The organism is Paraburkholderia sp. UCT31, assembly GCF_014397655.1.
Lineage (GTDB): Bacteria > Pseudomonadota > Gammaproteobacteria > Burkholderiales > Burkholderiaceae > Paraburkholderia > Paraburkholderia tuberum.
The window spans coordinates 1-24,424 of record NZ_VZQP01000082.1 but is presented as its reverse complement, the minus strand read 5'-3'; the positions used below and the strand labels follow the sequence as shown (position 1 = coordinate 24,424).

The following is a 24,424-nucleotide window of genomic DNA, read 5'->3' as shown; positions in this document are numbered from 1 at the left end:
CGGGAAACCGCCGAAGAGACTCGCCATCTGCCGTTGCAGACGGTCGAACTCGCTGAAAAGGTCGGTCCCGAAGTAGAGATCACTCATGATCGTTTCCTCCTTGGATGCAGCAGGGAAACGAACCGGCCTACGCGCTCCAGTCCGTCTGCCATGCTGCGGCAAACAAATCGAAACACGCAGCGCGCCGGAATGCCGGCGCGACTGCCTGAGCGGAATTCAGAATAGAATCCCAAACGAAAATTTCAAGGGGATTTTGCGGCTTTCTGTTCTTGAAGCCGGGAGGTCACATCCCTATCTTCACGAGGTCCTGACGACCATGCGAGGACACCATGGAATTCGCATACGATTGGCTGACCCTTGGCCAGCACCGAATCAGGTTGCGCTCAACAAAGGGGTTCCCGACCGAGACGATGCGCACGGCGGTCGAAGTCATCCGGCTGGCGATCGACAGCAACATGAGCGCGCGTGCGCGGCTGGTTGAAGTGATATTCCTGCAGGAAACCGCCTACGAGATTGCGGTCGGCACCACGTTCGCCGATGACCGGCTATGCGCGCCCCAGCTGGAAGCGGCGATCGCGACCGTCCTGGGCCTGCAGCCCGCGCAGGTCAATATTTCAGTGACCGTGGTCACCCAGGAAGAGGTCGATCTGCACTTTGGTGTCTACGAAAGGATGCTGGCCGAAAAGCTCGGCGTGGTACCGCCGATCCACTGATGCGTCGTGGCAGGCAGCGGGCGGACGATCGGCAAGGGCACCACTCCGCGCTTGCCGCGCAGTCGCCCGGCTGCGGCTGCTGACGGCGCCGCCGCCTTTGCTGCATGCAATTAGCAGCGTCCCACCGGATTGCGTACTGCGGAGTCGGTCGATGTGCGTGACTGCAACGAACCGTCAATCCCCGTTTGCGGTCCCATCCGCACGGGGATCTGCGACGCTTGCGCCGCTGAGTACGAAAAGCACCGGCACGAACACTGCGAGCAATGCGTGGAAGCCTGTCGGCGCTAAAGGAATGCAGAGCTATGAGGCAGTAAGCAGGGGCTCGCTTTGAGGTCGCATATGCATCGACGTGCCGCAGACGACGACGCGAAATAGCGACGTTCACGGCCGCCGCGCGGCAGGCCAGCAGTAAGCGGGCATATCGACATCGGCGCACGAACGTCGGCAATGGCCAATGACGTGTCGCACCGTGACGAGCTGACGACCGTTGCTCCCGGGGAGCTGCCGCTGACTTCGTGCGAACTTCCCGGAGCTCCCTACCCCAGCGGGTCCATCCCGCTGCCGGGAAAACATTACTGCTTCTGTAACGGTTGGCCGCGCAGCCAGCCATGAATATTCGCTAGCACCTCAGTCTCGATCCCAAGAAACCCATGCGGCGAGTGCCCACCGCACCTTGTTGACGTATCGCCTTCTCCCTCCGTCGAACCGACTTCGACATACGCAAAGTGGTTGCTCTCGGCCAGCCGCTTACCCGCATACGCCGGCGACGACACGCATTGGTCGTTCCGGTTGGAGACAACGAGCACCCGATGTGTAGTGCCATCCACGTCAAGATCGGAGATAGTCGCGCCGCCTCCCTTGTGGGAAACCGTGACCGGTGACGTCAGGACAAAGGCATCCGCGATGCTTGGATCGCGTTCCAGCGCGTTGCCGACCGACACCGTGCCTGCGCTCGTCCCGATCAGCGCAATCTTCGACTTGGGGAACCGCTCGCGCAACTTTGCCACGATGGCCTGCGTGTCGGCGAACGACTTCTTGCTGCGACGGAACAGGTCATCGACGCCCGGCGCGCGGTCGGACGGCGTATCGACCAGCACCACGGCGTCTCCTCGATCGATCCAATGGTGAGCCGAGCGGATCAGGAAATTGCCCTTGAGCGTCGTCGCGCCGGTAGTGTCCAGATGCAGGGCGCCCGGCGTGCCTCCGAACAGAACGACGACCCACGCCGGGCTCGACGAAGGCGACTCGACAAAAATGCTTTGCGTGACTCCTTCGCGCGACGCAAGCGTCACGAGTTCGCCGTGGTCGAGCGGATCGGCATAGATATGGGCGGATAGCATGAGAACAGCCAGCGTGCAGCAAAAACGTTTCATACAAGAGTCCTCGAGCTATCGATGACAGAGTCGAATGCCATGCAGGTCGTTCGCTCTCCACATGCTCGCGCATCATTGCATACCTTGAACGCAGGCTTCTGTCGGTCACGATCTACCTGACGCACATCGCGCTGTTCGACCGCATTGTTAAGTTAACGCTGAATAAGGCGGCCGAGCAACGGGAGGTTGGCACTGATGTTCGCTCGAACACAAAGGATTAGCGTCAAGGCGCAAAACCATCAGAATAAGGCGCGAAATGGAGAGGTTCCCCGACCGGTTTTGACAAATTCAACTGCTATCCTTCAAAACTTGAACCCGTTCACTATCGCGGCTTTATCCAGGTAGTTGCTGCCGCAGGTCTCGCCAAACGCAGTCCATCAGCGCTCAAAATCGGAGTAGTCAACATCCCGCGAACCTCTCAACCCCGATGTCACTCGGGCAGCGAAAGCCGGTACTGCGGAAACGGATTGCGCAGACCTCAACATGGACCAAGGATTACCAGCATACTGGCCCGGTAGAGCCTGAAATTCGTCGTATCGTTCGCACCGCCATGAGGGAGATATGCATAAACCCATCGACACTGAAACGATCCCGAGCAATGAATTGCAGCAGGTCAAGGCGACTTATGCCAAGCTTTGCGAGGACTACATTGCACATCGTAGCGATGGTGAATACCGGGACTATGTGCAATCGGTCATTGCCAACAACGCGAGTCTCGATCGCCACGTGCGCGCGTTCGAAATTTACGCACCGTATATCAAGCGTGGCATGAAAGTGCTCGACTGGGGATGCCGGCACGCGCCAGATTCGTGCATGCTTCGCACGCTCTACCATGACATCGATATATATGGCTGCGACATCTGCAAGGATGGGCAATTCGCGGAATTCCATGAGTACGCCGGGTTATCTTTCGCATCGCTCGATCATGAATTTCTGCTGCCCTACGAAGACAATCAATTCGATGTGGTGATCGGAAGCGGTGTACTCGAGCACGTGGCCCGCGAGCAAAAGAGCCTCGATGAGCTATGGCGCGTGCTGAAAAACGACGGTTTGCTGATAATCACATTTTTACCTAACCGCTTGTCGGTGACCGAAAACGCGTGCAGAGTCATGAAGAAGTACACGGGCCATAATCGGCTGTACAGCCTCAGCGACGCGAAGCGCCTGTTTCTCAGGTCGGGGTTCGTGCTCGAAGAATGCGGCTATCACCAGGTCTTTCCCACCTTCGCAAAAGGCATAAAGGGCGGCGGAGCGCTCAACGCACTGGCCAATATCGGCATGAAGCTGAACCGGCCTTTCGAGCGGATTCCGATCGTGAATGCAGTCTCGGCTAATCTGTTTTTCATCCTCCGCCGCGTGCATGAGATGTAGCAGGCGGCCGCCAAGGCGGCCTACCTGGCGGGATCATCGCGCAAGGCCGCGCCCTCCTGTTGCGACGTCACAAATCCTCTCAATGCAGGGGTGAGCCGGAAAACGAGCTTCTCGATCTCCACCACGAGGAAAAACAGGACGCCACCACCGACGAGCCACCCCCACGCCGACAAGGGCAGAGCCTCGGTGTGGAAAACGGCATGGAACGGGAACGTATAGGTGAACAGAAGCTGCAAGACCACGACGCCGGCTATTCCGTACCAGAGATTGCGATTGCCTGTATGGGCGCGCACGGACAGCGACGAATCGAGCAGATACCGGATGTTGAGCAGATAGAACACCTGGCCCAGCGTAATGGCGTTGACCGCGGCCGTGCGCGCCATCTGATCCGACGCCCCTTGCGACTTCATCCAGAAGAAGGTGGACAGCGTATAGATCACGAGCGCCGCGCCGACGAACAGGATGCGCCAGATGCCGAAGCGCGTGACGATCGGCCGGTCGATTGCGCGTGGCGAGCGGCGCATCACGTCTGCCTCGTGCGGCTCGAACGAAATGGTCAGGCCGAGCGCGACGGAAGTAACCATGTTGACCCACAGGATCTGCGGCGCCGTGATCGGCAGCGTGAAGGCGAACAGGATCGCCACCGCGATCACCGCGCCTTGCGCGACGTTGGTCGGCAGCATGAACAGCATCGCTTTCTCGATGTTGTTGTAGACCGTGCGCCCTTCCTTCACCGCCGCGGAGATCGACGCGAAATTGTCGTCGGCGAGGATCATGCCCGCCGCCTCCTTCGTCACCTCGGTGCCCTTGATCCCCATCGCGACACCGATGTCGGCTTTCTTGAGCGCCGGCGCATCGTTGACACCGTCGCCCGTCATCGCGACGATCTGCCGATTCGCCTGGATCGCCTTGACGAGCCGCAGTTTGTGCTCGGGACTCGCGCGCGCGAACACGTCGACGCCGCGCACGCATTCCTGCAGCGCCGCATCGTTCATCGCCTCGATCTCGGTGCCGGACACGGCGGTCTTGCCGTCGCCGATGCCCAGCATTCTTGCGATTGCCGCCGCCGTGATCTTGTGGTCGCCCGTGATCATCGTCACGCGAATGCCGCCGCCGTGGCATTCGCGCACGGCGTCGATCGCCTCTTTGCGCGGCGGGTCCATCAGGCCCACGAGGCCGAGCAGTACGAGGGTACGCGGCAGGTCCTGCGGCCCGAGGCCGCCCGTACGCAGGCCCGGGTCCGACAGCCACGCGAGCCCGAGCACGCGCTCACCTTGCGCGGCGAGCCGGTCGCCCTCCCTCGCGAAGTGCTCGCGATCGAGCGGCGCCGGGCCTTGCGCCGTCTGCTGCCGGTCGCAGTGGTCGAGGATCACCTCTGGCGCGCCTTTGACCAGCAGCATTTCGCCGTCCGTCGAACGGTTCAGCGTCGCCATGAACTTGTGCTCGGACTCGAAGGGGATCGCGTCGATCCTCGGCGCGGCGGCCGTCTCGGCGGCACGGTCCATGCCCAGCTTGGAAGCGAACGGATACAGCGCGCCCTCGGTCGGGTCACCCTCCACTTTCCATTTTCCGTCTTCCTCGAAGAGCTCGGCGTCGTTGCACAACAACGACACGCGGCCCATCAGCTTCAGCACGTCCGGCGCGGCGCCGAGCGGCTTGCCATCCGCGCTGACCTCTCCTTCGCTGGCGTAGCCGTCGCCCGTCACGGCATAGGCCGCTTCGGCCGTTACGACGGAGGTCACCATCATCTCCATCAGGGTCAGCGTGCCCGTTTTATCCGAGCAGATGCGCGAGACGGCGCCCAGTGTTTCGACCGCCGGCAGGCGGCGAATAATGGCGTTGCGCTGGGCCATACGCTGCACGCCGATGGCGAGCGTGATGGTGATGAGCGCCGGCAGGCCTTCCGGGATGACCGATACCGCAATCCCCACGATGGCCTGGAACAGCTCGACGAAGGTCATGTGTCCGAGCCAGTGCCCCCAGGAGAAGAGCAGCACGCTGACAACGGCGATCACTGCCGTGATGACGTAGCCGAACTTCTTGATCTGGCGCAGCAGCGGCGTCTCGAGCGCGCTGACCTCGGCGAGCATCTGGTTGATCCGGCCGAGTTCCGTCTGGCTCCCGGTCGTCACCACGATGCCGGTTGCCCGGCCCGACAAGACCATCGTGCCGCAGAACGCCATGTTCTCGCGGTCGCCGACCGTGGCTTTGGCGGGTACCGGCGCGGTGCCCTTCTCGGCCGGGAGGGATTCCCCCGTAAGAGCCGCTTCTTCCGTGCGCAGGTTCCTGGCGTCGACGAGACGCATGTCCGCCGGGATTTTGTCGCCCGATTCCAGTAGCACGATGTCGCCAGGCACGAGTTCCTCGGCGGGGATCAAGCGAACCGCTCCGCCACGCATCACGCGCGCTTCCGCGGACAGCATGTTGCGAATCGAGTCGAGCGCCTTCTCGGCGCGTCCTTCCTGCAGGAAGCCGAGCAGCGAGTTGAGGATGACGACGGCCAGAATGACCGAGCCATCGAGCCACAGGCCCAGCATGAACTTGACGAAACCGGCCGCGAGCAGCACGTAGATCAGAACGTTGTGGAGCTGCATCAGGAAGCGTACGACCGGCCCCCTCTTCTTGCCCTGCGGGAGGCGGTTCGGCCCATAGGTGGCCAGCCGCCCGGTCGCTTCCGTTGCATCCAGGCCCTGCGCGGGATCGACGTTGAACTGCCGTTCGATGTCACCGGCCGGCATCGCATGCCACGGCGTCGCACTCTCAACTGAGCTCATCCTCGTGTCTCCCGGTTCCAGTGATTTCGGGTCAGGGGGCCGCTCTCAATGGTCTGGATCGTCCCCGGGTTGATCGGGTCTCGTCTCGTCCACCGCTTCAGCGTCGAGTTCCTCCCTCGCGGCGGCGAGATCCTTCATCTGCTCTCGCGTGGCTTTCGGATATTCGAGGTCGAGCTTCTCGACGGCCTCGACGATCGCGGCCGCGACGATGAGGCGCGTGAAAGGTTTGTTGTCGGCGGGCACGACGAACCACGGAGCCGCTTCGGAGGCCGTCGCGCGGATCGCCTCTTCATAGGCGTGCATATAGTCGTTCCAGTAGCGTCGCTCGCGAACGTCGGCTGCGGAAAACTTCCAGTGCTTGTCGGGATTGTCGAGGCGATCCATGAATCGCCTCTTCTGCTCCCCGTACGACAGGTTCAGATAGAACTTGAGAATGACCACGCCCTGGCGCGTCAGATAGTCCTCGAAGCGCGCGATATCGGCGAGCCGCTCGTCCCATATGTTGTTGCCGACCCGTGCCGGTGGGATCTTCTGCGCATGGAGCAGATGCTGATGCACGCGCACCACCAGCACCTCTTCATAGTACGAGCGGTTGAAAATGCCGATGTGCCCGCGCTCGGGCACTTTCCTGGAATAGCGCCAAAGGAAGTCGTGGGAGAGCTCCTCATCCGACGGCTGCTTGAACGAGATGACATCGCACCCCTGCGGATTGACGCGCGACATCACGTGCTTGATCGTCCCATCCTTTCCCGCGGCGTCCATGGCCTGGAACACCAGCAGCACGGACCAGGAATCCTGCGCGTAGAGGATCTCCTGCTCCATCGCGAGCCATTTCGACCCGCGCTGGAGCAGTTGCTGCGCCTCTTCCTTATGCATTCTGAGTCCCAGCGTCTCGCCGGGATCGAAATCCTTCAGGAAGAAATCTTTGCCGCTCGTGACGCGGAACGGATCGGTGTATGCCCGCAGCGCGTCGAGTATTTCCATGCGAACCATCGCTCTTTCTCCACGGCATCTGCATTCAGTTGCACGATTCGCGGATTGCATCGCAACCGCAGTCGTACTGTTCACAACTCTTTCTGATAATAGGTCACGCAAACGGAAACGTGCTCATCGGCACCGACGCTACGCACCCGCATAGCGACGGGAAAACACACGTCTGAACGCTGCCACGTTCCGGACCGCCATGCCGGTCGATCACCGCCTGTCGGCCCCGTCGACCCAGTCGCGACAAGGCCGTCAGACGATAGGCATTACCTGTGCTTATCCTTCACCAGACAGCGCCGACAAAAAAATGGACGAGCACAATGTCGAGCCACGAACACGAACACGGGGAACAGCGGAGTAGTGGGCGTTACCCGCTATTGTCTTTTTCTATGCGCTGCGTCGCATGCCACGGCTTTTGCTGTTTGCGATTCCTCTCAACGTGACGATGATCCCGTCGACGCCGACGCAAGGCGGTCACTATCTCGCCGATGTGTTTGCGGGTCTGCTGCCCAGTGCGCTGACGATTGCAGCGCTCAGGCGCTGCATGCACCTGCTGGCGACGCGCAAAGCCGCGAATGCGCCGAGCTCGCGATCCATGCCGGTGCGAACGGCATGAGCTGGACGCTCGGAAGCGGCCGCGCGGACTAACGTGAACGCGGCGCGGCGTGCGCCGCGCCGCCATGGTTCGAAGCGACTGGAAGACCGCGCGCTAGCCCGGCGCCCGCCCCAACACCTGCGAATCCGACGACGCCGTCGTCGACGTTTCGTCACGCCCGTGCCCATGCCCCGTCGTCGTGATCGCATTGGTGCCGCCGGGCCGACGCACCGACTTCGCGTGCCGCTCGATCAATCGCTGCAGCAAACAGAACGCGCACAGCAGCGCGCCGATCACGATCCGCGTCCACCACGAACTGAGCGTGCCGTCGAACGTAATCAGCGTCTGGATCGTGCCCAGAATGCCGACGCCGAACAGCGAGCCGACCACATAACCGACGCCGCCCGTCAGCAGCGTGCCGCCGATCACCGTGGCCGCAATCGCATCGAGTTCCATGCCCTGCCCTTGCAGCCCATAGCCCGACAGCACGTAGAACGTGAACACCGCGCCGCCGAGCGCCGAACAGAAGCCGCTCAGCGCATACACGCCGACCCGCGTGCGCGCGACCGGCAGGCCCATCAGCAGCGCCGAGCGCGGATTGCCGCCGACCGCATATACGTTGCGTCCGAAGCGCGTGAAATGGGCGACATAGATCGCGGCCGCGAGCGTCACGGCCGCGATCAGCACGTTCGCCGATACCGAACCGACGCCGACACTGAGACGAAACGCGGAGATCGCCTTGAACGTCGGATCGGTGATCGTGATCGACTGCGTCGTGATCAGAAAGCACAGGCCACGCGCGAAGAACATCCCCGCCAGCGTCACGATGAACGCCTGCAGGCGGAAGTAGTGAATCAGCGCGCCCTGCACCGCGCCGAACACCGTGCCCATCAACAGCACGATCGGAATGATGAGCCACACCGACACATGCATGTGCTCGGACAGCACGGCTTCGACGATCGTCGTCAGCGCGACGATCGAGCCCACCGACAGATCGATGCCCCCCGACACGATCACGAACGTCATGCCGATCGCGACGATCAGCAGGAACGCGTTGTCGACGAGCAGATCGAGCAACACCTGCCACGCGAAGAAACCGGTGTACATCACCGAACCAAAGCCGAACAGCGCGCAGAACAGCAGGACCGTCACCGCGATCGGCAGCGTGCGCGGATCGACCAGGCGGGCGAGTGCTTCGAGAACGCGCGTCATCGTGCCACCCCGCGCGATTTGACGAGCGAGGCGCCGAACGACACCGCGAGCGCGCGTGCCACCGGCGACTGGATCACGCTGACCGCGAGCACGACGGCCGCCTTCACGACGAGCGTCGCTTCCGGCGGCACGCCGATCGAATACGTGGTGTACGTGAGCGTCTGGATGATCAGCGCGCCGAGCACCGTGCCCGCGAAACTGAAGCGGCCGCCGAGCAGCGACGTGCCGCCGAGCGTCACGGCGAGAATCGCGTCGAGTTCGAGCAGCAAGCCCGCGTTGTTGCCGTCCGCGCTGCGCACGTTCGAGCTGATCAGGATGCCGGCCAGCGCCGCGGTCAAGCCCGAGAAGCCGTACACCGCGAATACGATCGCCTTCGAGCGCAAGCCGACGAGCCGCGTCGCAACCGGGTTCACGCCGATCGCACGAATGAACAGACCGAGCGCCGTGCCCTCGACCAGGGCGGCGGTCGCCAGCACGGCTACGGTCGCGATCCATACCGAGCACGGCACGCCGAGCCAGTAGCCGCCACCGACGAACAGATAGCCGGGCGCGCCGATCGGGATGATCTGCCCGGCGGTCAGCAGTTGCGCGATGCCACGGCCCGCGACCATCAGAATCAGCGTCGCGATGATCGGCTGCATGCCGACGAACGCCACGAGCAGCCCGTTCCACATGCCGCTCAAGATGCCGACGACGAGCGCGGCCAGCAGCGCCTGCGCGATCAGCGCACCGCTCGGCACGGCCTGGGTCGCGAGTATCGTCGCGGCCGCGGCGCCCGCGATCGCGACCACCGCGCCGACCGAAATATCGATGCCGCGTGTCGCAATCACGAGCGTCATGCCGATCGCGACCAGCACGAGCGGCGCCGCGCGATTCAGGATGTCGATCGGCGCGCCGAACAGGTGGCCGTCGAGCGTGCGCAGCGCGAGAAAATGCGGATTGGCCAGCAGGTTCAGTCCGCCCAGCAACACGAGCGTCACGCATGGCCACAGCAGCGGACGCTCCACCCCGTCGCGCGCGAACCAGTTCGATAGCTTCATTCGCCGCTCCCTGCGATGAGTCGGTAGATGTTGTCCTCGTTCGATGCCTTACCGGCCACCTCGGCGATCTTGCGGCGATCGCGCAGCACCGCGACGCGATGGCTCACGCGCAGCACCTCGCTGATCTCCGACGAGATGAACAGGATGGACAGGCCGTTCGCGCACAGCGCGAGCAGCCGGTCCATGATGTCGAACTTCGCGGCGACGTCGATGCCGCGGGTTGGCTCGTCGAGGATCAGCAGTTTGGGATCGGTTGCCAGCCAGCGCGCGAGCAGCGCCTTCTGCTGGTTGCCGCCGGACAGCAGCGCGATCGGCTGCTCGGCGTCGGACGCCTTGATGCCGAGCCGCTCGATCCACATATCGGCGAGCTCGCGCGCGCGTTGCCGGCTGATCTTGCGCCACCAGCCGCGCCGCGCCTGCAACGCGAGCATGATGTTTTCGCGGATCGACAGTTCGGCGACGATGCCTTCCTTCTTGCGGTCTTCCGCGCAATAGCCGATGCCGTGGCGCACCGCGTCGTGCGGCGTGCGCAGCCGCACGGCGCGCCCTTCGACGAGGATCGTGCCGCTGTCCGCGCGATCCGCGCCGAACAGAAGCCGCGCGGTTTCGGTGCGGCCCGAGCCGAGCAGACCCGCGAGGCCGAGAATCTTGCCGGCCTGCATCTCGAGATCGATCGGCTGCAAGGTGCCGCGGCGGCCGACGCCGCGCAGCTCGATGAACGGCTGCGTGGCCGTTGCTTCCGTTTGGTCTTGCGCGACCTCCTGATCGTCGGCGGCCTGTCCTTCGTGCGCCGCTTCGCGCAGACGCGCGCTCATGCGCTCGTGGCCGACCATCTTCGCGACCAGCTGATCCGCGGACAGATCGCGCGCGAGATATTCGCCTTCGCGCTCGCCGTTGCGCATCACCGTGATGCGATCGGAGATCGCATAAGTCTGCTCGATGAAATGCGTGACGAACAGGATCGCAATGCCCGATCGCTTAAGATGTCGAAGTATTTTGAATAGCTGCGCGACTTCGCTGTCGTCGAGGCTCGAAGTCGGTTCGTCGAGAATCAGCACGCGCGCATCGACGGACAACGCTCGCGCGATCGCGACCATCTGCTGCACGGCGATCGGATAGGCGTCGAGCGAGCGCGTGACGTCGAGCGACACGTCGAGGCGCGCGAGCGCTTCCTGCGCGCGCCGCTTGATGTCGGGCCAGTCGATCGCGCCGAAGCGGCGCGGCTGCCGGCCCGCGAAGATGTTCTCCGCCACCGACAGATTCGGGCACAGGTTCACTTCCTGGTACAGCGTGCGCACGCCGGCCGCCTCGGCTTCCTGCGGCGACGCGAACGCGACCACCTCGCCGCCGAGGCGGATCGTGCCGGCATCGGGTGCGAGCACGCCGGTGAGCACGTTGATCAACGTGGATTTGCCGGCGCCGTTCTGGCCCATCAGCGTATGGACCTCGCCGGGAAACAGGCGGAAGTCGACGTGTTGCAACGCCTTCACGCCCGGAAATGTCTTGCTGACGCCGGAAATCGCCAGAATCGGTTCGCGCGCGCTCATGTCATTCTGTTGGCCTGGCGCGCCCGGCGGCGTGCCGCGCCGCGGCTGGTCCGGCTGATTCGGTTCGGTAGCGGAATGGGTCATGGACCTCGCTCGATCTGCTATGCATGGTTCGGCAGGCCCCAGCGGCATGCTCCCGCGGGCGCATGCTCCTGAAAAGAGACCGCCCGCTGCAGAAGAAAGCAGCCCGGGCGGTCAGGCACCACTGGAGAAACCTGTTCGATGCGTCCGTACTGCACATCTCCTTCGCGCCGTGAGCCCGTTGGCCCCGGCGCCTGAACACCGCACACGCCGCGGCGCTCGCGCGAGCGCTGCCGCGGCGACGTTGCGCGCCGCGTCAGTACTTACGCGACGGCAGAGTTTGCGCGGCCACGCTCATCGGGAAGACAGTCTCCTGAGTCAGGATGCGCTTCGGCAGCGGCTTGCCAGCCACCACGTCTTTCACCGCCGACATCAGCTGCGGTCCGAGCAGCGGGCTGCACTCGACGTCGACGTTCATCTTGCCGGCGGCCATCGCCTGGAAGCCGCCCTTGGTTGCGTCGAACGAAACCACCACGACGTCCTTGCCCGGATGCATGCCGGCTTCTTCCATCGCCTGGATCGCGCCGAGCGCCATGTCGTCGTTATGAGCATAGACGACGTTGATCTTGTTGCCGTAGGTCTTGATGAACGCTTCCATCACCTGCTTGCCGCCGGCGAGCGTGAAGTCGCCGCTTTGCGACGCGATGATCTTGAACTTCGGATCGCTCTTGATCACTTCGATCAGACCCGCGTGGCGGTCGTTGGCCGGCGCGGAGCCGACCGTGCCTTGCAGCTCGGCGATGTTGACCGGACCTTTATCGTCCTTGTAGTGATCCGCGAGCCAGTGGCCGCCGCGCCGTCCTTCTTCGAGGAAGTCCGAGCCGATCATCGTCACGTACAGCGACGTGTCCTTCACGTCGATGTTGCGGTCGGTCAGGATCACCGGAATCTTCGCGGCCTTGGCTTCGAGCAGCACCGGTTCCCAGCCCGATTCGACGACCGGCGAGAACGCGATCACGTCGACCTTCTGCGCGATATACGAGCGGATCGCCTTGATCTGGTTTTCCTGCTTCTGCTGCGCGTCGGAGAATTTGAGGTTGATGCCGGCCTCCGTCGCCGCCGACTTCACCGATTCGGTATTCGCGGTGCGCCATGCGCTTTCCGCACCGACCTGCGCAAAACCGAGCGTAATTTTCTTGTCCTCGGCATGCGCGCCGGGCGTGGCCAGCGTCAGCGCTCCGAGACTCGCGCAAAGCGCGAGCGCGCCCAGAGCGCGACACGCGGCACGTCGTGTATTCGCCATGACAGTCTCCAATCGTTGTTGTGTAGACGACCCAGCGGTCTGCCCGGCCCTCGCGGCCCTCACGACGCATGGATCGTGAGGTAGCGTACTGTGCGACGCGTTAACCGTCCAATCATATGATTCGCGCCCTCGATATCAGTTTTGGTATGGCGCGCCGGTCAGAGCATTGCCGCTCGCTGCCTCAGGTCGGCGTCATTCTCGGAGTGACCCAGCGAAACGTCAGATTGATGCGCTCGCCGCTCACGCGCGGCTCCTTCGGCACCCGATGACGCCACTGCGCCTGCGTGTCGCCTTTCATCACGAGCAGGCTGCCGCCCTTCAGCGAGAACGATTGCACGACGCCGCTGCGGTTGTGCTGCAGATCGAACCTGCGCGCGACGCCGAGGCTCACCGACGCGATTACCGGTTGCTTGCCGAGTTCGGGCTCGCGGTCTGCGTGCCAGCCCATGCTGTCGGCGCCACTGCGGTAGCGATTCAGCAGCACGCTGTTAAAACGCGCGCCGCTGATCGCCTCGACGGCCGCCTTCAGTTCGGCGACGGCGGGCGTCCATGCTTGCGGCACGTTGCGGATGCCCGAGTACACGTACACCGCGTCCGGCTCGCCCTGCCAGGCGGTCAGACGCGGCAGTGCAACACGGCCGGCGGGCGTGCCCATCATGTCCTGGCGCCATTGCACTTCGTCGATCAGTCGGGCCAGCAGGCGTTCGGCGTCGGCCGCTGCGAGCCAGTCTGGATACCAGTCGACGTCGGGCGTCGGCAGGTCGTTGAATAAATCGGTGCTCATCGGAATGTCTGGATGCAAGCGGACAAGTCAAAACCCTGACTATTATGGCGACACCGGCTCACCCGCTGATTCACGCGCGTTGCTCTTTCATTCGACGCGGCTCTCCGCGTTCCCTCTGTTCTTTCGCACGGACCACTTCCATGACACTTTCGGATCAGGCGCTCGCGCAGCTCTTTCGCGACGCGCGTACGCACAATGGCTGGCAGAACAAGCCGATCGACGACGCCGTGCTGCGCGAGCTGATGGAGCTCGTACTGCTCGGCCCGACCTCGGCCAATTCCAGTCCGGGCCGCTTCGTGTTCGTCAGGACGCCGGAGGGCAAGGAGAAACTGCGCCCGGCGTTGTCGGCTGGCAATCTCGAGAAAACGATGGCCGCGCCCGTCACGGTGATCGTCGCCATGGACATGGCCTTCTATGAGTATCTGCCGAAACTGTTTCCCCATGCGGATGCGCGCAGCTGGTTCGTCGGCAACGAGCGGTTGATCGCGGACACGGCGTTTCGCAATTCGACGCTGCAAGGCGGGTATCTGATTCTCGCGGCGCGTGCGCTCGGTCTCGACACTGGGCCGATGTCGGGCTTCGATCAGGCCAAGGTCGACGAAGCGTTTTTTGCGGGCACGACGCTGAAGTCGAACTTCCTGATCAATCTTGGCCACGGCGATCCGTCAAAGCTGTTTGCACGCAGCCCGCGTTTTTCGTTCGACGAAGCGGCGCGCATAGTGTGACGGGGCGTTGATGATGGATGGCGCTGCGGGTGCGCGCCACGCGCTGGATCGGATCGCGTCAGGTCAGCACCGCGATATAAAAGACCACCGTGCCGATCAGCGCACCGATGAAGCAGAAGCCCTCTTCGGCTTCGTCGCCATTCGAGCGCAGCCACGCGCCGACCGCGCCGAACAGGCCCGCGATGCCGAGCGCGACGCACAACATCACGACGTCGAACAGCGCGCTTTTGCCGAGTTCGGAGAAATCGATGTTGCGTACGCCGACGTAAAGCGCAATCGCCATCAGCGAGATGCCGACGAGCGGCAGCATCACGTGGCTGCCCTCGCGCCCGACATGATGCTCATGATGAACATGATGCACGTCGTGCGCGTGATGCCACAGGTGGCCCGATTTGAGCAGCTTCATGGTGTGCCTCCCCCCGCCCGATCTTTCCCGGCGACAGAACCAGTCATGGCCGAAGCGCCCTACGCTGCCCCGGCAACAAGCTGGCTTGTTTCAAGCATACTCCACGCATGAATACGATTCAAAGCCCATTTAATTCGCTTGCATAGGCATTGAATGCACGGCGCGCGGCCCTGTAAGTATGTGCTGAGCACGGAATGCGCCTGCCCCGGCGAACACCTTTCGTGGCGCGTCCCGGCGGCTTCGGGGCCGGCGTGTCGTGCGGTGCGGGAGCACGAATTTTGCGGCTACGGCAAGGGACTGAACATGTCGGTAGAATGATTCGCCGCGTTCGTTAACCGATCGCCGCCGCGCTGTCGCTGATGCCGGCCCTTTGGCCTCCTTCCCGCCCTGATCCTCTTTATGCGACGTTCATCGTTTCTTGTCCGCATCATCCTGATTGGCATCCTGCTGCATATCTACGTCGGCTTGCGCCTGATTCCCGACATGCCGATCGACGCGGCCGGCCGCGGGCTGTGCGTGCTGTGGCTCGTGCTGTCGATCTACCTGATCCCGGTCGGCATGATGGCGCGCGGCTTCAAGCGCCAGCCGCTCGGCGACCGTCTCGCGTGGGTGGGCCTGCTCGCGATGGGCTTCTTCTCGTCGCTGCTGGTACTGACGTTCGCGCGCGACCTCGTGCTGGCGTCGCTGCTGACGATCGACGCGATCTGGCCGAACACGCTCACGATCGCGCATTGGCGCACCGGCTCGGCGGCGGCGGTGCCGCTGCTCGCGCTGCTGTCGACGCTGATCGGCCTGTTCAACGCGCGCCGTCGCGCGCGCGTCGTCACGATCGACGTGCCGATCGACGATCTGCCTGCCGCGCTCAACGGCTTCACGATCGTGCAGATCAGTGACATCCACGTCGGCCCGACGATCAAGGGCCGCTATGTCGATGCGATCGTCGACGCGGTGAACCGGCTCAAGCCGGATCTGATCGCGGTGACGGGCGACGTCGTCGACGGCAGCGTGCCGCAGCTGAGCCGGCATACGCAGCCGCTGTCGCGGCTCGCCGCGCGGCACGGTGCGTTTCTCGTGACCGGCAATCACGAGTACTACTCCGGAGCGAACTCGTGGATCGCCGAATTCCGCCGGCTCGGCTTGCGGGTGCTGCTGAACGAACACGTGATCGTCGACCATGACGGCGCGCGCGCCGTGATCGCCGGCGTCACCGATTACTCGGCGGGTCATCACGACCCCGCGCATCGCAGCGACCCGGTCGCGGCGCTCGCCGGCGCGCCGGGCGACGTGCTGATCAGGGTGCTGCTCGCGCATCAGCCGCGTTCGGCCGAAGCGGCCGCGGCGGCCGGGTTTACGCTGCAGTTGTCGGGTCATACGCACGGCGGTCAGTTCTTTCCGTGGAATTTCTTTGTGCGCCTGCAACAGCCGTTCACGGCAGGCCTCGCGCGCCTGAACGGACTCTGGGTTTATACGAGTCGCGGTACGGGCTATTGGGGTCCGCCGAAACGACTCGGTGCGCCTTCGGAAATCACGCGCTTGAGACTCGTGCCGGGCGAACCGGATTGAACTCAACATTCGCAGTCCGGAGCAATTAATTACGGCCTGTCTACGATACGGCTGTAGCAAACCCACATGCGCACTCTCCGCCGATCGCGGCTTGACTGAACTTTGCGCCGCCCTCTAAAATTCGCGCAATTCTTCTAACCGGAATCACGATCTTGGACAGTAGCAGTTGTACCAGCCGAGTATCGATTTGCCCGCTCGCCTGAGCGGCAGGAGTTCCGCGTCAGGTGTCCCTGTCGCCGTCCTGCCCTCGGGCTCGATGGCGCACGTCGCTCTCATTTCATTGTCATTCGCGTACTATCGGTGAAGCGCAGCGTGGCTCGATGCCATGCCGATGCCGCACGCTTGCGGCCGCTGCACGCGTGTGCGCGCGTATTTCGTTCCACCCTCATGCGCTTACCGTGCACGAGGTAGACGACCTGACGTTCCCACGCGTAGGCTTCACCCTGCGGCAGCACGCACGCCAACCTTTCTGAACGATGACACTCGAATTCTTCCTGCGGCTTCTGACCGCTTTTGCTTGCGGCGTCGCGATTGGCCTCGAACGACAGATGCGCCAGCGCACTGCCGGCCTGCGCACGATCACGCTCGTGGCGAGCGGCGCGTGCCTGTTCGTCACGCTCGGCGTGCTGACCGGCAATGGCGTCAGCGGCGTCACGCAGATTGCCGCCTATGTGGTGTCCGGCGTCGGCTTTCTTGGCGGCGGCGTCATCATGCGCGACAAAGGCTCGATCCAGGGGATCAACACCGCGGCGACGCTGTGGTGCTCGGCGGCCGTCGGCGTGTTGAGCGGCGCGGGACATTACGGACCGGCGCTCGCGGGCACCGCGGTCGTGCTGCTGGCCAACACCGCGCTGCGTGAAGTGAGCCGGATGATCAACTCGACGCCGGTTTCAAACGCCGACCTCGTGCGCGAGTACGTGCTGACGATCGTCTGCCGCGAAGCCGACGAGATCAACATTCGCGCCGCGATTTCCAACTCGATGTACTCGGCGCCGCTGTCGTTCCAGAGCCTCACGAGCGAGGATGTCGAGGACGAACCGGCGCGCATTCGCGTGACGGCGACGCTGACGATGCATCCGAAGGATCAATCGAAGCTCGAACAGATGGCGAGCCGCCTGAGCATGGAAAAGAGCGTGTCCAGCGTCAGTTGGACCGCGCGGGAAGCAGAGCCGACGCCCGAGTGAAGCGAGGCGCGTAAGTCTCCTTTGTTCGCGCGCATCGTCTACACTTAGCTGGCAGCAGATTCAGATAATGTTAATTCCGCGTCGTGAACGTGGACTGTCCCATAACCTTCGACTAAGCTCTGTCACCGTGATTTGTTCACACTCAACCAGGGAGTCTCGAATATGGAACACGGCATCATCGCATGGATCATCATCGGCGCGATCGCGGGCTGGCTCGCGGGTGTGCTGGTCAGGGGCGGCGGCTTCGGCCTGATCGTCGACATCATCGTCGGGATCATCGGCGCGTTCATCGGCGGGTGGCTCGCCGGCGTGCTGCATATCTCGCTTGGCGGCGGCTGGATCGGCTCGATCATCACCGCGTTGATCGGCGCGGTCATTCTGCTGTTTATTATCCGGCTCGTGCGACGAGGGTCCTGAGCACGGCATCCGACGTCATCAAGCGCCAGCGGGTTCGAATCGCTGGCGCTTTTTTGTGGCCTGTTGCTTCTGCTTTTATCGCCGCGGTTGTGGCCGCCGCAGAATCAGGCCGGCAGCATCGACCCCGTATCGCGCAGCCGTGTATGCCATGCAAACGCCTGATCGAGGCAATGCGGCGTCTGCCCTCCCCAAAGCGACGCATCGCGGTAGTAGTCGCGCAACAGCTCGCGATACCGCGGATGCACGCAATGCTCGATGATCAGCGTCGCACGTTCGCGCGGCGCGAGGCCGCGCAGATCGGCGAGACCCTGCTCGGTGACGACGACGTCGACGTCGTGTTCGTTGTGATCGCAATGCGGCACCATCGGCACGATGCTCGAAATGCGGCCGTCCTTCGCGGTCGACTTGCTCGCGAACACCGCGCACGACGCATTGCGCGCAAAGTCGCCCGAGCCGCCGATGCCGTTCATCATATGCGTGCCGCCGACATGCGTCGAATTGACGTTGCCGTAGATATCGAATTCGAGCGCGGTATTGAGCGCGATCAGACCGAGCCGCCGAATCACCTCGGGATGGTTGCTGACTTCCTGCGGACGCAGCACGAGCCGGTCGCGATAGCGCTCGATATCGCCAAATACCTGCGCCTGTCGCGCGGCCGACAACGTGATCGACGCGCCGGACGCGAACGCGACCTTACCAGCGTCCATCAGATCGAACGTCGAATCCTGAAGGACTTCCGAATAAATTTCGAACACCTCGAAAGGCGAATCGACGAATCCTGCCAGGACCGCGTTGGCGATCGTACCGATGCCCGCCTGCAGCGGCGGCAACTGCTTCGGCATGCGGCCACGCGTGACTTCGTGCTGGAAAAATTCGATCAAATGACCGGCGATCAACGCGGTTTCCCGATCCGCGGGCAGGACCGTGGACGGGCTGTCGGCCATGTCCGTCATCACGATCGCCGCGATTTTCTCGGGCGGAATCTCGATAGCGGGTGTGCCGACGCGATCCTGCGCGCGCACGATCGGCAGCGGCTCGCGATGCGGCCGGCGCCCCGGAATCCAGATGTCGTGCAAGCCTTCGAGCCCGAGCGGCTGCGCAAGATTGATCTCGACGATGACCTTGTCCGCGAGAATCCCGAAGCTCGCCGAATTGCCGACCGACGTCGTCGGCACGATACCGCCGCTCTCCGTGATCGCGGCGGCTTCGATGATCGCGACGTCGAGCTTGCCGAGCTGGTTCGCGCGCAGCATCTCGACGGTCTCGGACAGATGCTGATCGACGAACATCACTTCGCCGCGATTGATGGCGTCGCGCAGCGTCTTGTCTACCTGAAACGGCAGACGGCGCGCGAGCACATGCGCTTCGGTCAGCATGCGGTCAACGTCATGACCGAGCGAGGCGCCCGTCATCAACGTGATGCGCAGCGGCTCGCCCAGCCGGCGCGCACGCTCGGCGAGCGCGACCGGCACGGCCTTCGCGTCGCCCGCGCGCGTGAAGCCGCTTGCGCCAACCCGCATGCCGTCGTGAATCAGAAGCGCCGCGTCGGCGGCCGTGGTGATTTTTCCGCGCAGCGCGGCGCAGCGAATTCGGTCTTCGTACATGAAAGGGAGTCTCTCCATAGTCGCCAGCTCCGTCTACTGGTGCGCACGTCTGCGGTGGGCTTCGCTCGATAGGCGGTTGCCGCACCCGCCGCGGCGTCTCGATCGGAGGGCGTCGCGAGCAGGTGTTGGGTCGCGCGATAGGGTCCGCGACAGGTGTTGCGCGTGAGGCAGCCGGACTCAGCTGCCGAAGTAGATGTTGCAGAAGCTCATCGGGCCGACACATTCATCAGCTTTCGCTTTTGGCGCTTCCACATGCTTGCGCGGGGCAACCTTATCGGCGCGCTGGCCATCCGCTTGCGCAACCTGCTGCTCCGGCGCGGCCGGCGCCGTCTGTGCATAGGCGGCGGCAGCGGTGGACAAAGAACAGGCAATCAGGACCATCTTCAACACTTTCATCTCGTTCTCCAGGACTTACGACTACTGCGACGAATACTGCGAGGCAGTGACGAAACTATATGACCGCCACCTACGCGAATAAACGGGGCCGCCCGGAAGGGATCTTTCCATCTGGCAGAAAGATCCACGCAGCATTGCTCAGCGACGATTGAAGGGCGCGTCCTTGTCGAGCAACGCGCTACGAATGAAGTGCAGACAGCTCAAGATACGTTGCAGATCGTGATGCCGGTCGCGCTCGGCGTGCACTGCCTGCAGCATGTCTTGCGCGAGCCAGGTGGCCGAGCGCACGGCGACGAGTGCGCGTTCGAGCGAACGTGGACCTGGGCGTTCGAAGAGCCGGGCGAGATCGTCGCACGTGTGTTCGATCACGCTGCGCCAACGCGGCTGAAGGAGGTCGGCATAATCGGCGCGTGCGGCTTCGTTGCGCAGATCGATGACGGCGTGACCTACTTCGATCGTCGCGAGCATCCAGCGAAGTGCGTCGCGCCGTCGTCGTGAACGGTGCGTCAACAGCACGCGCAGCTGCGAAGTCAGATCATGCGTGCCCGACTGGAAACGTTGGTTCAGACCCGGCAGTGCGTCCTTGCATGCCGACACCGTTTGCGCTCGCAGGTCGCCCATGATCCGGTCGATGAGCCAGCGCATATCGGCGGGAAAGACCACCGCGAAAACAACCGCTGCAAGCAGCATCGACGCGGTGAGCGCGATGCCGTTGTTGATCAGCAGATCGGGCACGTAGCTGACGACGTTGTCCGGCCCGGCCAGCAGACAGAAGAACACCGAAAAGCCGATGCCAAGCCCTGCCGCGCCGCGACGCGTCGCGATGAATGCGCCGAGCGCGAGCACCGGCGCGAGTACCGCGCAAAGCAGCGGGAAACCATCGATGTTCGGATACACGTAGCACATGAACACATAGCCGGCCAGCGTCGCGAGCACCGCGCCGATCGCCATCTGGATGGCCATTCTGGTGGCGCTTGGCGTGGTGGACGTCAACGCGCAGACCAGTGTTGCGCCAATCACGGCGAGACCGCCGCTCGGCCAGTTGGTCGCGATCCAGAACGCACCGGCGATTCCGATGACGACAGCCGAGCGCACGAATGTGAACAATACGGCGAAATGGTTTGTGCGGCTTATAGGTCTGCTTGTGCGGTGGCTCTTGGTTGGGCTTGAGCTGCATCGTAGGCTGTGCTGCCGGCTTGCTGTTTTGCGCCACAAGCATGCACAGGTTTGCGAATAGTTTATCCATTCGCCCACGAATCGATACAGCAATTCGGCTGCCGTGTCGAAGTCCGCAAGCGATTCCGCGGACGCGGCTTCGAGTGCCCGCCTGGTTTCGCGTACCCGGCGTGGCAAGCTCGCTCGAAAGGGGCGCAGATCGGCTGCTGCGTGCGATGCTTCGACGCCGGCTTCAGCTTGTGCTTCGAACAAGCCTCCCAGTTCGTCGAGGTACGGACCGATGGCCGCGAGTATCGACACAGCGTGGCTGGCGCGCAACCGTTTGAGCAACTGATTCAGCGCATGCAGACGCGCGCACGCATCCATGAATTCGCGATTCAGACGCGCCAGATGCGCACTGCGCGAGCGCATCGCCGGATCTTCGAATGCGACGAACGTGCGGGTTGCTTCGAAGCCAGCGATTTCGTCGACAAAATCCGCGAAACGCCGTTCGAACTGATTGCGCTCGAGCCCGCGTGCGAGCACGTCGACAGCATACGCAGTAAAATTCGCGTACCTGATCTGAAGGTTACGTCGCAGCGCAAGGATCGAGCGCTGGGGCAGCAGCAACGCGCTGACCGCGCTCGAACACACGATGCCGACCGCCACTTCCGCGGCACGCGTGAGTGCGGCGAGGAACAGTCCCTGAGGCGTCGTCACGTTTGGAATGCCGATCAGCGCGGCGGTGTAACCCGCGAGCACAAAACCGTACCATCTGAAATGCCGATACCGGACCGCCGCAGCAATACAGGCGCTCACCCACACGATCATGCCGAGCATGTACAGTTCGGGCTGCTGAACGAACAGCCCGCCGAGCACGAGCGCGGCCACGGTCCCTACTGCCGTTCCGAGAATCCGGTAGAAGCTCTTCGCGAGCACCATGCCGCTGAACGGTTGCATCAACACAAAGACAGTGGTCATCGCAATGCGCGGCTGCGGCAAATCGAGCAGCATCGCGATGCCCAGCGCCAGCAGACCGGCGGTGACCGTCTTCAGCAGATGCAGCCAGGTCAGACCGTCGCTGGTGGCCCAGTCGCGCACGGCGCGATTGAGTTTGGCTCGGCTGAGGCGTCGCCGCATGACGCCGCGCGGACCGACGAAATCCGCCGACGGTTCGGTCGCATGATCGGGTTTCATCTGAAAACAGTGCACCCTACGTGGTCGCTGAGAGAGCCTCCGGATAGAATGGCCGACACCGGCAGGCGAGGCGCCGATTGTAGGAGTCCGCGATGTGTACATTAAGCCGACGGGTGCAGAACATCTGTTCCAGAACGGACAACAATAGTGTTCTGAGACTGACGGAAAATATGATCTTGATCATGAAACAGAAGGTTTGATGGACACGCTACAAAATATGCGAGTGTTTGTGCGCGTGGTCGAAGCCGGTAGCTTCACCGCGGCCGCGCAATCGCTCAATTCAACGACCGGCGCGATGTCTCGCGCGGTCTCGGAGCTTGAAGCACATCTGCGCACGCGCCTGCTGAATCGCTCGACGCGTCGGCTTGCGCTGACCACCGCCGGCGAGCGCTATCTGAAACGATCGCAGCAGATCCTCGCGGATGTCGATGTTGCGGAAGAAGAAGCCAGTTGCGCACACGAGCGACCAACCGGCGCACTGCGCATGCATAGCTTTGCGAGCATCGGCCAGCACTACGTCCTGCCGGCCATTTCGCGTTACCGCGAGCTTTATCCTGATGTGACCGTCGAGTTGACGCTATCGCAGCGCATGCCCGATCTGTTCGAGGGCAGCGCCGACGTGGCCGTGATCGGCGCATCGACGCTGCCGAATTCGGACCTCGTATCGTTTCCGCTGGGGACGACGTTCAGCATCCTGTGCGCATCGCCGGCCTACGTGCGGGCGCACGGCGCGCCGCAAGAACCGGCTGAGCTTGCGCATCACGAATGTCTGATCCTGCATACGCCGGCGTTCCCGCCACATGAATGGACGCTCGACGGCCCGAACGGCAGTGAGTTGATGGAAGTCGACGGCCCCGTGCATGTGAACATCGCCGAATCATTGATCGTGGCGATCCGCGAAGGCATGGGCATCGGCATGGTGCCGCTCTACGCGGCCATTTCCGGGTTGCGCGATGGCACGCTGGTGCGCGTGTTGCCGGAATATACGCTGCAAAAGACGACTGTTTATGCGCTCTATCCGTCGCGCAAATTCATCGATGCAAAGACGCGCACGTGGGTCGAATTCTTGCGCTCGCATCTGCCGAAGGTGATTGCACGCGACGAAGCATTGCTTGCTGAGGTCGGGCAACTGGGGGGCGGAGATGACCCAGTGCAGCTGGTTGGAGTTGCCCCTGTAACTCAGGACACGCAGGACACCGTTAGGTCAATGAAATCGCGGCAGCACGCCTGAACTCACGCGGCGAGCGGTATTCCAGGGCTTTGTGCGGATGGCGCTCATTGTAGTGTTCAAATGCAACAGCCAGACACGAGAGCGCCGCAGGCGCGTCAGGCTCGTCCATACAGGCGACGTAATTGCCGCTTCATGATCTTCACGAACGATTCGACCATGCCATTGCTCTGCGGAGAACGTGCCGGCGTTGTCAATGACTCCAGGGCCAATTCGCGAGCGAAGCTGCGAGTGCGGTGGTCGACATAAGCCGAGCCGTTGTCCGTCAACCATTCGATGGGCGGCGCGACCTGCCCGGTGCCGAATTGCTGCGCGACGGCGGCCAGCATCGCGTCGCGCACTACATCACCGCTATGCCCGCCGGTCCCCGCCGCCCAGCCAATCGCCTCTCCGATCGCAGCAGTCGAGTGCGAACGTTACGCGCAACGGCGTGCCATCGTCGCACCGGAACATCTGTGTCGCGATCAGCCTGCACCACCCAGTTGTAGATGGTCTGTGCAGTCGGCTCGAACTCCTTTTCCAGTTCCTCCGGCCTGCGTCCGGCCTTCACCAGCTCGACCATTTGCGCCCGAAATTCCGCCGGGTACGGGGTACGATGCTTGCCCATAATCGGCACCTCCTTCTCCAAAGGATAGATGTCCGTTTTTCTGGGTCAACGTCGGTATGCGCAAAAAAGCGTCGATCAACAGGCTACTTTTGGCAGTGGCGTAAGCACCCGGTGAAGGCATCTTGATTGCGTAAGGTGTGAAGGCGAGGATCGTGTCCATCTAAATTTTTAATGGACAGATGTACACGATGAGCGAGACCGAGGTGATGCAGGAGGTTGTGCAAC

Annotated in this window: 19 protein-coding genes and 3 pseudogenes; 8 read left to right on the top strand and 14 right to left on the bottom strand. The window is 63.0% G+C overall.

The window, feature by feature from the left end:
• Positions 1–162, bottom strand: a pseudogene (locus F6X40_RS42940) (Hsp20/alpha crystallin family protein); the annotation flags it as partial.
• Positions 163–329: 167 nt separating this feature from the next.
• Between F6X40_RS42940 and F6X40_RS38010 the strand changes: the two are divergent.
• Positions 330–713 (top strand): hypothetical protein, encoded by a 384-nt coding sequence (locus tag F6X40_RS38010; RefSeq protein WP_187631412.1) that lies wholly within the window; start codon positions 330–332, stop codon positions 711–713.
• Between the two features lie 572 nt (positions 714–1,285).
• On the opposite strand, the gene F6X40_RS38005 is transcribed toward F6X40_RS38010, so the two are convergent.
• Positions 1,286–2,053: a hypothetical protein gene (locus F6X40_RS38005; protein WP_187631411.1), complete on the bottom strand. Its 768-nt coding sequence runs from the start codon at positions 2,051–2,053 to the stop codon at positions 1,286–1,288.
• Positions 2,054–2,647: 594 nt separating this feature from the next.
• Between F6X40_RS38005 and F6X40_RS38000 the strand changes: the two genes are divergently transcribed.
• On the top strand, positions 2,648–3,457 hold the full coding sequence (locus F6X40_RS38000; protein ID WP_090806167.1) for a class I SAM-dependent methyltransferase: 810 nt from the start codon (positions 2,648–2,650) through the stop codon (positions 3,455–3,457).
• Positions 3,458–3,477: 20 nt separating this feature from the next.
• Here the strand turns inward: F6X40_RS38000 and F6X40_RS37995 are convergent, their stop codons facing one another.
• Both F6X40_RS37995 and F6X40_RS37990 read right to left on the bottom strand, forming a co-directional pair.
• On the bottom strand, positions 3,478–6,231 hold the full coding sequence (locus tag F6X40_RS37995) for an HAD-IC family P-type ATPase (protein ID WP_187631410.1): 2,754 nt from the start codon (positions 6,229–6,231) through the stop codon (positions 3,478–3,480).
• 45 nt (positions 6,232–6,276) lie between these two features.
• Positions 6,277–7,224 (bottom strand): polyphosphate kinase 2 family protein, encoded by a 948-nt coding sequence (locus F6X40_RS37990; RefSeq protein ID WP_187631409.1) that lies wholly within the window; start codon positions 7,222–7,224, stop codon positions 6,277–6,279.
• A 364-nt stretch (positions 7,225–7,588) separates the two neighbouring features.
• On the opposite strand from F6X40_RS37990, the pseudogene F6X40_RS37985 reads away from it, so the two are divergent.
• Positions 7,589–7,831 (top strand): annotated as a pseudogene (locus tag F6X40_RS37985) (phosphatase PAP2 family protein); the annotation flags it as partial.
• Positions 7,832–7,924: 93 nt separating this feature from the next.
• Here F6X40_RS37985 and yjfF read toward each other — a convergent pair.
• The 5 genes from yjfF to F6X40_RS37960 form a co-directional block, all read right to left on the bottom strand.
• The gene (yjfF, locus tag F6X40_RS37980) at positions 7,925–9,022 is read right to left on the bottom strand and encodes a galactofuranose ABC transporter, permease protein YjfF (protein WP_187631408.1); all 1,098 of its coding nucleotides are present in this window, start codon (positions 9,020–9,022) and stop codon (positions 7,925–7,927) included.
• Complete coding sequence (locus tag F6X40_RS37975) at positions 9,019–10,062, bottom strand: ABC transporter permease (protein ID WP_184069082.1); 1,044 nt, start codon at positions 10,060–10,062, stop codon at positions 9,019–9,021. Before F6X40_RS37975 ends, yjfF begins: the two co-directional genes overlap by 4 nt.
• Positions 10,059–11,693 carry a sugar ABC transporter ATP-binding protein gene (locus F6X40_RS37970; protein WP_187631407.1) on the bottom strand — a complete coding sequence of 545 codons (1,635 nt, stop codon included), beginning with the start codon at positions 11,691–11,693 and terminating at the stop codon, positions 10,059–10,061. The genes F6X40_RS37975 and F6X40_RS37970 overlap by 4 nt, the downstream gene beginning before the upstream one ends.
• A gap of 253 nt (positions 11,694–11,946) precedes the next feature.
• The gene (locus tag F6X40_RS37965) at positions 11,947–12,933 is read right to left on the bottom strand and encodes an ABC transporter substrate-binding protein (protein ID WP_090806177.1); all 987 of its coding nucleotides are present in this window, start codon (positions 12,931–12,933) and stop codon (positions 11,947–11,949) included.
• Between the two features lie 181 nt (positions 12,934–13,114).
• Positions 13,115–13,717, bottom strand: coding sequence for an alpha-ketoglutarate-dependent dioxygenase AlkB family protein (locus F6X40_RS37960; protein ID WP_187631406.1), 603 nt, complete (start codon positions 13,715–13,717; stop codon positions 13,115–13,117).
• 140 nt (positions 13,718–13,857) lie between these two features.
• Between F6X40_RS37960 and F6X40_RS37955 the strand changes: the two genes are divergently transcribed.
• Positions 13,858–14,442: a malonic semialdehyde reductase gene (locus tag F6X40_RS37955; RefSeq protein WP_090806181.1), complete on the top strand. Its 585-nt coding sequence runs from the start codon at positions 13,858–13,860 to the stop codon at positions 14,440–14,442.
• A 58-nt stretch (positions 14,443–14,500) separates the two neighbouring features.
• On the opposite strand, the gene F6X40_RS37950 is transcribed toward F6X40_RS37955, so the two are convergent.
• Entirely contained in the window at positions 14,501–14,848 is a 348-nt protein-coding gene (locus F6X40_RS37950; protein ID WP_187631405.1) for a hypothetical protein, read from the bottom strand.
• A 399-nt stretch (positions 14,849–15,247) separates the two neighbouring features.
• On the opposite strand from F6X40_RS37950, the gene F6X40_RS37945 reads away from it, so the two are divergent.
• From F6X40_RS37945 to F6X40_RS37935, 3 genes are all read left to right on the top strand, one after another.
• On the top strand, positions 15,248–16,411 hold the full coding sequence (locus F6X40_RS37945; RefSeq protein WP_187631404.1) for a metallophosphoesterase: 1,164 nt from the start codon (positions 15,248–15,250) through the stop codon (positions 16,409–16,411).
• A gap of 476 nt (positions 16,412–16,887) precedes the next feature.
• On the top strand, positions 16,888–17,595 hold the full coding sequence (locus F6X40_RS37940; protein ID WP_090806188.1) for an MgtC/SapB family protein: 708 nt from the start codon (positions 16,888–16,890) through the stop codon (positions 17,593–17,595).
• Positions 17,596–17,757: 162 nt separating this feature from the next.
• Positions 17,758–18,012, top strand: coding sequence for a GlsB/YeaQ/YmgE family stress response membrane protein (locus F6X40_RS37935; RefSeq protein WP_018420763.1), 255 nt, complete (start codon positions 17,758–17,760; stop codon positions 18,010–18,012).
• Positions 18,013–18,116: 104 nt separating this feature from the next.
• On the opposite strand, the gene F6X40_RS37930 is transcribed toward F6X40_RS37935, so the two are convergent.
• The 3 genes from F6X40_RS37930 to F6X40_RS37920 form a co-directional block, all read right to left on the bottom strand.
• Complete coding sequence (locus F6X40_RS37930) at positions 18,117–19,616, bottom strand: acetyl-CoA hydrolase/transferase family protein (RefSeq protein ID WP_187631413.1); 1,500 nt, start codon at positions 19,614–19,616, stop codon at positions 18,117–18,119.
• 177 nt (positions 19,617–19,793) lie between these two features.
• Complete coding sequence (locus F6X40_RS37925) at positions 19,794–20,012, bottom strand: hypothetical protein (RefSeq protein WP_184008330.1); 219 nt, start codon at positions 20,010–20,012, stop codon at positions 19,794–19,796.
• A 138-nt stretch (positions 20,013–20,150) separates the two neighbouring features.
• The gene (locus tag F6X40_RS37920) at positions 20,151–22,364 is read right to left on the bottom strand and encodes an FUSC family protein (protein ID WP_187631403.1); all 2,214 of its coding nucleotides are present in this window, start codon (positions 22,362–22,364) and stop codon (positions 20,151–20,153) included.
• Between the two features lie 199 nt (positions 22,365–22,563).
• Between F6X40_RS37920 and F6X40_RS37915 the strand changes: the two genes are divergently transcribed.
• Positions 22,564–23,595, top strand: a complete 1,032-nt coding sequence (locus tag F6X40_RS37915) for a LysR family transcriptional regulator (protein WP_187631402.1) — start codon at positions 22,564–22,566, stop codon at positions 23,593–23,595.
• On the opposite strand, the pseudogene F6X40_RS37910 reads toward F6X40_RS37915, so the two are convergent.
• Positions 23,564–24,042 (bottom strand): annotated as a pseudogene (locus F6X40_RS37910) (DDE-type integrase/transposase/recombinase); the annotation flags it as partial. The gene F6X40_RS37915 and the pseudogene F6X40_RS37910 overlap by 32 nt on opposite strands.
• Positions 24,043–24,424: the final 382 nt, after the last annotated feature.

Coding starts and splice junctions, on each gene's coding strand:
- F6X40_RS37960 (WP_187631406.1), bottom strand. CDS start 13,717: ATGAGCACCGATTTATTCAACGACCTGCCGACGCCCGACGTCGACTGG.
- F6X40_RS37975 (WP_184069082.1), bottom strand. CDS start 10,062: ATGAAGCTATCGAACTGGTTCGCGCGCGACGGGGTGGAGCGTCCGCTG.
- F6X40_RS37915 (WP_187631402.1), top strand. CDS start 22,564: ATGGACACGCTACAAAATATGCGAGTGTTTGTGCGCGTGGTCGAAGCC.
- F6X40_RS37930 (WP_187631413.1), bottom strand. CDS start 19,616: ATGTACGAAGACCGAATTCGCTGCGCCGCGCTGCGCGGAAAAATCACC.
- F6X40_RS37920 (WP_187631403.1), bottom strand. CDS start 22,364: ATGAAACCCGATCATGCGACCGAACCGTCGGCGGATTTCGTCGGTCCG.
- F6X40_RS37935 (WP_018420763.1), top strand. CDS start 17,758: ATGGAACACGGCATCATCGCATGGATCATCATCGGCGCGATCGCGGGC.
- F6X40_RS37950 (WP_187631405.1), bottom strand. CDS start 14,848: ATGAAGCTGCTCAAATCGGGCCACCTGTGGCATCACGCGCACGACGTG.
- F6X40_RS37955 (WP_090806181.1), top strand. CDS start 13,858: ATGACACTTTCGGATCAGGCGCTCGCGCAGCTCTTTCGCGACGCGCGT.
- F6X40_RS37945 (WP_187631404.1), top strand. CDS start 15,248: ATGCGACGTTCATCGTTTCTTGTCCGCATCATCCTGATTGGCATCCTG.
- F6X40_RS38000 (WP_090806167.1), top strand. CDS start 2,648: ATGCATAAACCCATCGACACTGAAACGATCCCGAGCAATGAATTGCAG.
- F6X40_RS38005 (WP_187631411.1), bottom strand. CDS start 2,053: ATGCTATCCGCCCATATCTATGCCGATCCGCTCGACCACGGCGAACTC.
- F6X40_RS37970 (WP_187631407.1), bottom strand. CDS start 11,693: ATGACCCATTCCGCTACCGAACCGAATCAGCCGGACCAGCCGCGGCGC.
- F6X40_RS38010 (WP_187631412.1), top strand. CDS start 330: ATGGAATTCGCATACGATTGGCTGACCCTTGGCCAGCACCGAATCAGG.
- F6X40_RS37940 (WP_090806188.1), top strand. CDS start 16,888: ATGACACTCGAATTCTTCCTGCGGCTTCTGACCGCTTTTGCTTGCGGC.
- F6X40_RS37965 (WP_090806177.1), bottom strand. CDS start 12,933: ATGGCGAATACACGACGTGCCGCGTGTCGCGCTCTGGGCGCGCTCGCG.
- F6X40_RS37995 (WP_187631410.1), bottom strand. CDS start 6,231: ATGAGCTCAGTTGAGAGTGCGACGCCGTGGCATGCGATGCCGGCCGGT.
- yjfF (WP_187631408.1), bottom strand. CDS start 9,022: ATGACGCGCGTTCTCGAAGCACTCGCCCGCCTGGTCGATCCGCGCACG.
- F6X40_RS37990 (WP_187631409.1), bottom strand. CDS start 7,224: ATGGTTCGCATGGAAATACTCGACGCGCTGCGGGCATACACCGATCCG.
- F6X40_RS37925 (WP_184008330.1), bottom strand. CDS start 20,012: ATGAAAGTGTTGAAGATGGTCCTGATTGCCTGTTCTTTGTCCACCGCT.